Raw genomic sequence first — 7,857 nt, 5'->3', positions numbered from 1 at the left:
TCCCCGGCGGCCGCGAGGCGGTGGTCGACGCCGCCTCAGAACTGATCGCCTCCGGCGCGGACACCCTGCTCCTGGCCTGCACCGGCCTCAACACCATCGGCATCCGCCCGCTGCTGGAGTGAGCGCCTGCGGGTCCCGGTGGTGGACCCGGTGCACGCGGCGGGCCTGATGGCCTCGTACGCGGCGTAACGCCCTCACATGTGCGTCACGGTGGCGCTCCGCCGAGCAGCTCCCGCCGCCAGCGCCAGGCGAGCGTCAGACAGGCCCGCCCGGCGGGCAGGGTGTCCTCGTGTGCGGCGTAGCCCAGGACGTTGTCCTCGGTGAAGGGGATCCCGCGATAGCCCGCACCGGCCCGGGTGCCCACGACGAGGACGCCCTCCTCGTTGCGGTCGCCCATGTCCGCGAAGATCTCGTCGAACGCCGCGGCGTCCCAGACGCAGACCAGGCAGAACTCCGGCTTCCAGGTCAGCGGGTCGAGACCGAGCCCCAGGAACCGCACCCGGACCTCGCCGGTGCGCAGTGCTTCCTCGAAGCGGGCGTAGGGCGCGTCGTGCGCGTAGTCGAGGGTCACCCCACCGCTTCCGGTGGCGTCGGCGGCGCCCAGGAACTCCTCGGCGTACTCCCGCATCGTGGTCCGCCACAGGTCCAGATCGGACTGCCAGACGGGCAGCACGTCCGCGTGCGGCTGGAACTCCCCCGCCGGGGCCACATGGGTGGTGCCCATGGCCACCGCGACCTTCCCGGCCTCGCGGCGGTGCAGGAAGAAGTACGGGTCGTCGCCGTCGACCCGTATCGTCAGGGCGCTCACCCCCGGCAGCGCGGAGCGCCGGTCCAGCGCGAACGGATCCCCGACGGCGCGGCGGTACGGTCCGCTCAGCGGCTTGGCCCCGGCCCCGGCCCTGAGGTGGCGCAACGCCTCCTCGTACGCGAGCGGTTCAGTCGTGTCGAGGCCGTCGAAGTAGTGGCCGAGCGTGAAGTCGAGGGCGATCCCGTCCCCGAGGCGGTCCGCGGGCGGCGGCGTGACCTCCAGCAGCCGGTAGGAGGGGCCGTTGAACCAGACACCGGGCCGGTCGAACGCCTCGATCGCGGCCGAATAGCTCTCCAAGTGCCGCGCCCCGGCATCGCGCGGCCAGTACCGCAGCAGCTCCTTGCGCCGGACGATCAGCTGCTCCTGGGGCCGAGCCTCCCGCAGCGTCATGCGGACCGCGTCCAGGGGAAGCGGCCGGTCCGGGACCCAGCCGGGCCGGGTGAGCAGGGCGAGCCCCTGGTCCGCCCGGCGCTCCGCCTGGTCGGCCACGCACGCGGCCGTCAACTGGGCGCGCTGCGCCTTGAGATGACGCCGGGCCTTCACGAACAGCGCCGCGCTGCGCTCCCGGCTCGCCAGCCGCTGCGGCGCCCAGGCCAGCGCCGCGGCCACGATCGCCACCAGCAGCCCGGCGGCACCGATGGCGGTCTCCAGCTCCATCTGCCCGTCCCTCCCCCGTAGACCGGGCCATTCAACCAGGTCAGGTCCACCAGTTCAGATCAGCGCCGGGTCATACGAGACTGTCCCGCCACGCCTGGTGCAGCGCCGCGAAGCGGCCCTCGCCCGCGATGAGTTCGGCCGGGGTGCCGTCTTCCACGATGTGGCCGTCGGCCATGACCAGGACGCGGTCGGCGATCTCGACCGTGGAGAGGCGGTGGGCGATGACGACGGCGGTGCGGTCGCGGAGGACCGTGTCCATGGCGCGCTGGACCGCGCGTTCGCCGGGGATATCGAGGGAGGACGTGGCCTCGTCGAGGATGAGGACGGCGGGGTCGGCGAGGAGGGCGCGGGCGAAGGCGACGAGTTGGCGCTGGCCCGCGGAGATGCGGCCGCCGCGCTTGCGGACGTCGGTGTCGTAGCCGTCGGGCAGGGCGGTGATGAAGCCGTGGGCGCCGATCGCCTCGGCGGCCTGCTCGATCTCGGCGCGGGTGGCGTCGGGGCGGCCGATGGAGATGTTGTCGGCGACGGTGCCGGAGAACAGGAACGCCTCCTGGGTCACCATGACCACACCGCGGCGCAGGTCGGGGGTGGCCAGGTCGCGCAGGTCGACGCCGTCGAGCAGGACCCGGCCTTCGGTGGGGTCGTAGAACCGGGCGAGCAGCTTGGCGAGGGTGGACTTGCCCGCGCCGGTCGCGCCGACCACGGCGACCGTCTGCCCGGCGGGCAGGGTGAGGTCGAAGCGGGGCAGCACCTCGCCGCCGGTGCGGTACGCGAAGCGCACCCCGTCGAAGACGACCTCGCGGCCCGACGACCGGGAGGGGCGCGGCGGCAGTGGGCGGGGGTCGGAGGGTTCGGGGACGGAGGGGCGCTGGGCCAGCAGGCCCGCGATCTTCTCCAGGGAGGCGGCGGCGGACTGGTAGGAGTTGAGGAACATGCCCAGGCGGTCGATCGGGTCGTACAGCCTGCGCAGATACAGCGCGGCCGCGGCCAGCACCCCGAGCGCCAGATCGCCCGCGGCGACCCGGTAGGCGCCCCACAGCACGATGGCGGCGACCGCCGTGTTGGCGATCAGCCGGGAGCCGACCACATAGCGGGCCATCTCCAGGATCGCGGTCCCGTTGACGTGCTGGTGGTGGCCGTTCAGCTCGTCGAAGCGGGTGTTGTTGGCGCGCTCGCGGCGGAAGGCCTGCACCGGGCGGATGCCGTTCATGGTCTCGGTGAAGGCGACGATGACCGCGGCGGTGGCCGTCGACCGCTTGCGGTAGACCCGCATCGACCGGCGCTGGAAGGAGCGGATGAGCAGATACAGCGGCCAGAAGGAGAGCACGGCCGCGGCGCCGAGCCCCCAGTCCAGGTACAGCAGGGTGAGGGCGATGTAGACGACGGACAGGGCGATGCCGAGCAGTTCGTCCAGGCCCTCGTTCAGCAGCTCCCGCAGCGATTCGACGTCGGTCGTGGCGCGGGAGATGAGCCGCCCCGAGGTGTACCGCTCGTGGAAGTCCACGCTGAGGGCCTGGGCGTGGCGGTAGATGCGGCCCCGCAGGTCCAGCAGCACGTCCTGGTTGATGCGGGCGGAGGCGCGGATGAACGCGAACTGGAGGGCGCCGGAGGCGAGCGCGCAGCCCAGGTACCCGGCGCCGACGGCGATGAGCGGGCCGTGGTCGCCGTCCCGGAACGCGGGCACGGCGCGGTCGATGGCGAACGCGACGAGCAGCGGGCCCGCCTGCACCGCGGCCTGTTGCAGCAGCAGGAGGACGGCCGCGACACAGACGCGGGCGCGGCGCGGGGCGAGCAGCGAGCGCAGCAGGGAGAGGGAGGCGCCCTTGGGGGCGGGCAGTACGTCGTGGTCGAAGGGGTCGTCGCCCCCGGCGGGGCGCTCCTCCTCGGCCGTGCGCGCCTTTTCGGCCGGGCGTTCCTCCTCGGCCGTCGTCATGGGCCCTCCTCCTCGTCGTTCTCCCCGTCGTGTCCGGACATCAGCGACCGGTACGCGGCGCTGTCCCGCAGCAGTTGGTGGTGGGTGCCGACGGCGGCGATACGGCCGTCCTCCATCAGCGCCACCCGGTCGGCGAGCAGCACGGTCGACGGCCGGTGCGCGACGACCAGCGCGGTCGTGGTCGCGAGGACCTGCCGCAGCGCGGCCTCCACCCGCGCCTCGGTGTGCACGTCCAGCGCGGACAGCGGGTCGTCCAGCACCAGGAAGCGCGGGGCGCCGACGACGGCGCGGGCCAGCGCGAGCCGCTGCCGCTGCCCGCCGGACAGGCTCAGCCCCTGCTCGCCCACCTCGGTGCCGGTGCCCTTCGGCAGGGCGTGCACGAACTCGGCCTGGGCCACCTTCAGGGCGCGCGCCAACGCGGCCTGATCGGCGCCGTCCGCGCCCATCAGCACGTTCTCACCGGCCGTCGCCGAGAACAGCGTGGGCTCCTCGAAGGCGACGGCGACAAGGCCGCGCAACTCGTCGCGGGGGAGCGCGGTGATGTCCCGCCCGTCGAGGGTGATCCGCCCGCGCGTCACCTCCAGCAGCCGCGGTACGAGCGCGGTCAGCGTGGTCTTCCCGGAGCCGGTCGCGCCGACGAGCGCCATCGTCTCGCCGGGCCGGATGTGCAGGTCCACCCCGTGCAGCACGGGCGGGGCGTCCGCGGGAGCGTCGTCGTACCGGAACTCCACCCCCTCGAACCGCATCCCGCCCTCGCCCCGTTGCCGCGGCAGCACGGACGCGGGGCGGTCGGCCGCGTCCGCCGGGCCGTCCGCCGCGTCCGCCGGAGTGGCGTCCATGACCTCGAAGAAGCGGTCGGTGGCCGTCGCCGCGTCCTGGCTCAGCGCCAGCAGGAAGCCCAGCGACTCCACCGGCCAGCGCAGCGCCAGGGCCGTGGACAGGAAGGCCACGAGCGTGCCCGCCGAGAGGCCGCCGTCGGCGACCTGGACGGTGCCGAGGATCAGGGCCGCGCCGATCGCCAGCTCCGGCAGGGTCATGATCAGCGCCCAGATGGTGGCCAGCAGCCGCGCCTTGCGCAGCTCGGTGGCCCGCACCCGCTCCGACAGGGCCCGGAAGGCGCGGGCCTGGCTGCGGTGGCGGCCGAAGCCCTTGACGATCCGGATGCCGAGCACGCCCTCCTCGACGACCGTCGTCAGATCCCCGGTCTGGTCCTGGACGGTGCGGGCGACGGCCGCATAGCGCGTCTCGAACAGCGAGCAGAAGATCATCAGCGGTACGGCCGGGGCCAGGAGCACCAGCCCCAGCGTCCACTGCTGCGCGAGCAGGATCGCGAAGCCGACCAGGATGGTGACCCCGTTGACCACCAGGAAGGTCAGCGGGAAGGCCAGGAACAGGCGCAGCAGCATCAGATCGGTCGTGGCGCGCGACAGCAGCTGGCCCGAGGCCCAGCGGTCGTGGAAGGAGACCGGCAGCCGCTGGAGGTGGCGGTAGAGGGAGGCCCGCATCGAGGCCTCGACGGACGCCAGCGGCCGCGCCACCAGCCAGCGCCGCAGCCCGAACAGCCCGGCCTCGGCCAGCCCGAGGGCGAACAGCAGCGCACCACCCAGCCACACCCCGCCCGGGTCGCGGCCGGCGACCGGCCCGTCCACCATCCACTTGAGGACGAGCGGGATGACCAGGCCCAGGCAGGACGCGACGACCGCGACCCCCGCCGCCGTGAACAGCCGGGCCCGCACCGGGCGCACATAGGGCCACAGCCGCAGCAGGGAGCGCGTGGTGGAGCGGTGCCGCGGGGCGGCGCCGCCCTCCTGGGCGCGGGGTGGTGTCGTCGTCACAGCCATCAGTGGCGAGACTACGGTCCGCCACCGACAGTGCTCACTCGGTTTTTTGGCGTAGGTCCGCGGCGGTAAGAGCGCGCAGCAGCAGAACCGAGCGTTCCGGTAGCTCGATCGACGCACCGGCCGCGTACCGCACGCCCGGTGGGGTGTCCTGGTCCTCCCGCGCGGTGTCCAGGAGGAGTTCGTAGCCCGCCGCCCACGGCGGACCGGGCAGCGTGAAGGACAGCGGCGCGGGGTCCGCGTGGAGCAGCGCCAGGAAGGTGTCGTCGGTGACCGGCGCGCCGCGCGGATCCCGCTGCGGCAGGTCCGTGCCGGAGAGGTAGGCACCGAGGGCGGTCGTCGGCCCGTACCAGTCGGATTCGGTCATCTCCTCGCCGCGCGGCGTGAACCAGGCGAGGTCGCGCACGCCGTCCGGGGGCCGGGCGCTGCCGGAGAAGAAGGCGGGCCTGCGCAGCACCGGGTGGGCGCGGCGCAGCCGGGATCAGCCGGGGCCGTGAGGTCGGTGAGCGCCTGCCAGCCGGGGTCGTCCAGCAGCGACCAGTCGACCCAGCCGGTGGCGTTGTCCTGGCAGTACGCGTTGTTGTTGCCGCCCTGGGTACGGCCCATCTCATCGCCCGCGACGAGCATCGGCACGCCGGTGGACAGCAGCAGGGTGGCGAGCAGGCCGCGCAGCCTGCGGCGGCGCAGGGCGCGGATGTCCGGGTCGTCGGTCTCGCCCTCGGCGCCGGAGTTCCAGGAGCGGTTGTCGTGGGTGCCGTCGCGGTTGCCCTCGCCGTTGTCCTCGTTGTGCTTGCGGTCGTAACTCACCAGGTCGCGCAGGGTGAAGCCGTCGTGCGCCGTGATGAAGTTGACCGAGGCGCACGGGCCGCGGCTGCCGTGCCCGTACAGATCGCTGGAGCCGGAGAGCCGGTAGCCGAGGTCGCGCACATCGGGCAGGGCGCCGCGCCAGAAGTCCCGTACGGCATCCCGGTAGCGGTCGTTCCACTCCGCCCACGGCGCCGGGAACGCGCCCACCTGGTAGCCGCCGGCACCCACGTCCCAGGGCTCGGCGATCAGCTTGACGCCGCGCAGCACGGGATCCTGGGCGATGGCGGCGAGGAACGGGGAGAGCATGTCGACGCCGTGGGTCGCGGTGCGGGCCAGCGCGCTGGCCAGGTCGAAGCGGAAGCCGTCCACGCCCATCTCGGTGACCCAGTAGCGCAGTGAGTCGGTGATCAGCCGGAGCACATGCGGCCGGACGGTCTGGAGGGTGTTGCCGCAGCCGGTGAAGTCGGCGTAGCGGCGCGGGTCCTGCTGGAGCCGGTAGTAGCCGCGGTTGTCGATGCCGCGCAGCGAGAGGGTCGGGCCCAGCTCGCCCGCCTCGGCGGTGTGGTTGTAGACGACGTCGAGGATCACCTCGATCCCGGCGGTGTGCAGGGCGTGCACCATCTTCCGGAACTCGCCCACCTGCTGGCCCCGGGTGCCGGTGGCCGCGTACCCGGCGTGCGGCGCGAAGTAGCCGATGGAGTTGTAGCCCCAGTAGTTGCGCAGGCCCCGCCGCAGCAGATGGTCCTCGTGCGCGAACTGGTGCACCGGCAGCAGCTCCACCGCCGTCACTCCGAGCCGGGTGAGGTGCTCGACCGCGGCGGGGTGCGCGAGCCCCGCGTACGTGCCGCGCAGCTCGGGCGGGACGCCGGGGTGGCGCATGGTGAAGCCACGCACATGGAGTTCGTAGATCACCGACTCGGCCCAGGGGGTCGTGGGACGGGGCGGCCCGCCCGGGGCGTCGTCGCCCACGACGACGCCCTTGGGGACGTACGGGGCCGAGTCGCGCTCGTCCCGCACGGTGTCGGCGACGTGCTGCTGCGGCCAGTCCCGCACATGGCCGTAGACCTCGGCGGGCAGCGGGCCGCCGTCCGGCGCGAAGTCGCCGTCCACCGCGCGCGCGTAGGGGTCCAGCAGCAGCTTGGCCGGGTTCCAGCGGGCGCCGGTCCACGGGTCCCAGCGGCCGTGTACGCGGTAGCCGTACCGCCGCCCGGGCAGCACCCCGGGGACGAAGCCGTGCCAGATCTCGTCGGTCTGCTCGGCCAGGGCGTGGCGGACCTCGGTGCCGTCGTCGTCGAACAGGCACAGCTCGACGGCCTCCGCACCGCCCGCCCACAGCGCGAAGTTGGTGCCGGGCAGCCCGTCGGGCCCCTGGCACACGCGCGCGCCGAGCGGCCGCGGGCCGCCCGGCCAGGCGGCGGGGCCGGTCACGGGTCCTGCGGTGGGTCCTGCGGTGGGTCCGGTCGCGGGGGAGCCGCCGCGCGGGGCGGGCAGCGGCGCGGGCGCGGCGGGGCGGCGGAGCGCAGGGCCGGCGGCGGGCGGGGCGGGTAAGCCGTCGGAGGGCTCCAGAGCGTGCTGCTCGACTGCTTTCGACACATGCGCCTCCGGCGGCTCGCACGGACCGGGCTCCGCACCTCCCGTCCGGAGCCCGACGGACCGGGCGGCACCGCCCCGCGGCGTCCCGACCGCGTCCGGCTGTGCCCGGTAGCCCTGTTGTGCCCGCAATCCCGGCGGCCCTCACGTTTCCGCGCCCCGGCGCGGAGGCGGGGCGCGGCGGGGGCGCCCGCGGCCGGTCCGGGGGACCGCTCCCACCTGGG

Annotated in this window: 3 protein-coding genes and 1 pseudogene; all 4 read right to left on the bottom strand. The window is 74.2% G+C overall.

The window, feature by feature from the left end; genetic code table 11:
• Positions 1–205 precede the first annotated feature (205 nt).
• Positions 206–1,465, bottom strand: a complete 1,260-nt coding sequence (locus SSOG_RS14095; RefSeq protein WP_009714896.1) for a hypothetical protein — start codon at positions 1,463–1,465, stop codon at positions 206–208.
• 70 nt (positions 1,466–1,535) lie between these two features.
• Positions 1,536–3,398, bottom strand: a complete 1,863-nt coding sequence (locus SSOG_RS14090) for an ABC transporter ATP-binding protein (protein ID WP_009714895.1) — start codon at positions 3,396–3,398, stop codon at positions 1,536–1,538.
• Positions 3,395–5,239 carry an ABC transporter ATP-binding protein gene (locus tag SSOG_RS14085; RefSeq protein ID WP_009714894.1) on the bottom strand — a complete coding sequence of 615 codons (1,845 nt, stop codon included), beginning with the start codon at positions 5,237–5,239 and terminating at the stop codon, positions 3,395–3,397. The genes SSOG_RS14090 and SSOG_RS14085 overlap by 4 nt, the downstream gene beginning before the upstream one ends.
• A 34-nt stretch (positions 5,240–5,273) precedes the next feature.
• Positions 5,274–7,471, bottom strand: a pseudogene (gene glgX, locus SSOG_RS14080) (glycogen debranching protein GlgX).
• Between the last annotated feature and the right edge of the window lie 386 nt (positions 7,472–7,857).

Source organism: Streptomyces himastatinicus ATCC 53653 (genome assembly GCF_000158915.1).
GTDB classification, from domain to species: Bacteria; Actinomycetota; Actinomycetes; order Streptomycetales; family Streptomycetaceae; genus Streptomyces; species Streptomyces himastatinicus.
Note: the sequence above shows the minus strand (reverse complement) of the source record. Positions and strands in the feature narration are given on the sequence as shown.